Consider the following 1779-nt stretch of genomic DNA (forward strand, 5'->3'; position numbering starts at 1 on the left):
CCCCATTATGGTTGCTTATAATGGGGTTTTGTTTTAGGTATTATAATACAAGGGGCGAATTGCAATTCGCCCTTGATAAACCAATCACTTATATAAAGTTGAGAGTGGGGCGTTGGGTGTATTTACCAATAAAATCGGTTAAGGCATTGCATTTTTATAAAAAGATTTGTTATACTCATGCCTTTATTTTTCCATAATTGCAATAAGGATTTTTATGAGCGTTCGCCATTTTTTAACATTACTTGACCTATCCAAAGACGAACTTCGCACGGTCATCAATCGTGCCAGTGAACTTCGCCAAATGCAACACAAAGGCGAGATTTATCGTCCTTTTGTTGGTCGTACTCTTGCCATGATTTTTGAAAAATCTAGCACTCGTACCCGCATCTCCTTTGAGACAGGCATGGGGCAATTTGGTGGTCAAGCACTTTTTTTGTCACCCAATGATACTCAGCTTGGGCGTGGCGAACCGATAGAAGATTCGGCACGTGTGATTAGCTCCATGACCGACATTGTGATGATTCGCACATTTGCCCATGAGCGTGTGCAGACCTTTGCCAAACACTCGTCCGTGCCAGTCATCAACGCCTTGACCGACGATTACCACCCCTGCCAACTGCTTGCCGACATGCAGACCTTTTTTGAACACAAAGGCGACATCAAAGGCAAAACGGTAACATGGGTTGGCGACGGTAATAATATGTGCAACTCATACATCTTAGCGTCCGAGCAGTTTGATTTTCATCTTAACATCGCCACACCAAAAGGCTATGAGCCAAATAATGAACTTACCACCCGATACGCTCATCGCTTGACTTTGACCAATAGTGTTGCCGATGCGGTTAAAGGTTCGCACCTTGTGGTTACAGACGTATGGGCAAGCATGGGACAAGAAGCTGAGCAGAAAAAACGTGAAGCCGATTTTACAGGCTTTCAAATCACGCCTAAGCTACTAGATACCGCCGATAAAGACATGCTATTTATGCACTGCCTGCCTGCTCATCGTGGCGAAGAGATAAGCCATGACCTACTAGATGACCCCCGTTCGGTCGTGTGGGACGAAGCAGAAAACCGCTTGCACGCCCAAAAAGCACTGATGGAGTTTTTGTTAAAAGACAAGATTAAATTGGCTTAATACTGATTGTCCGCCATCAAGGGGTGTGCCTAGCATGCCCCTATTCCCACACGTCATTGAATTTATACCCCAATCTCAACTTAAAATTACAACCTATTGATTATTCAATAAATTATTTTTGAGTGGTAGAGGCGAATTGCAATTCGCCCTTGACAAATCAGTCGCTTATATACATCCAAGAAACTTTAAAATTACTACAAACACAATGATGTTTGGATATAGGGGCGTACTGTGCACGCCTTGTGTAGTAATGTCATCAAAGGGTGTGCTCAGCACACCCCTACAAACCCGTGGTAGATATCAAGTTGGCTGGATGTAAGTTGGGACTAGGGTATTTACAGCCAACAAAATTGAATTTTACTACAAAAACCGTTCGCCCTTGTATCAACCCAACACCAAACCTAGATTATCTGCTAGAATGTTGTTGGGTTATACAAGCAAAGAGAACACGGGTTCGCCCTTAGTGTCTTAACACTGGTGCTCAGATGGTGTCCTTTGCTTGTCATCTTAAACTCTAAATGGTATCTAAGTGCGTTTATTAAAACAGACACTGCATAAACAAGGCAAGAGACAGATGATACACTATATTGGCATAGACATCAGCAAAGCAAAGTTTGATGTTGCATTTATAAACCCAAGCACCA

At 42.8% G+C, this 1779-nt stretch carries 2 protein-coding genes; both read left to right on the plus strand.

What is annotated here, in order from left to right:
* Nucleotides 1-197: hypothetical protein (locus tag B5J94_RS14555; protein WP_211271093.1), on the plus strand; the 197-nt coding region annotated here is incomplete at its 5' end.
* A 17-nt stretch (nt 198-214) separates the two neighbouring features.
* Nucleotides 215-1135, plus strand: coding sequence for an ornithine carbamoyltransferase (gene argF / locus B5J94_RS12850; RefSeq protein WP_062501675.1), 921 nt, complete (start codon nt 215-217; stop codon nt 1133-1135).
* The last annotated feature ends 644 nt before the right edge of the window (nt 1136-1779 follow it).

Source organism: Moraxella lacunata (assembly GCF_002027545.1).
Taxonomy (GTDB): domain Bacteria; phylum Pseudomonadota; class Gammaproteobacteria; order Pseudomonadales; family Moraxellaceae; genus Moraxella; species Moraxella lacunata.

Excerpts from the sequence above, each read along its gene's own strand:
- argF (WP_062501675.1), top strand. The coding sequence starts at position 215 with ATGAGCGTTCGCCATTTTTTAACATTACTTGACCTATCCAAAGACGAA.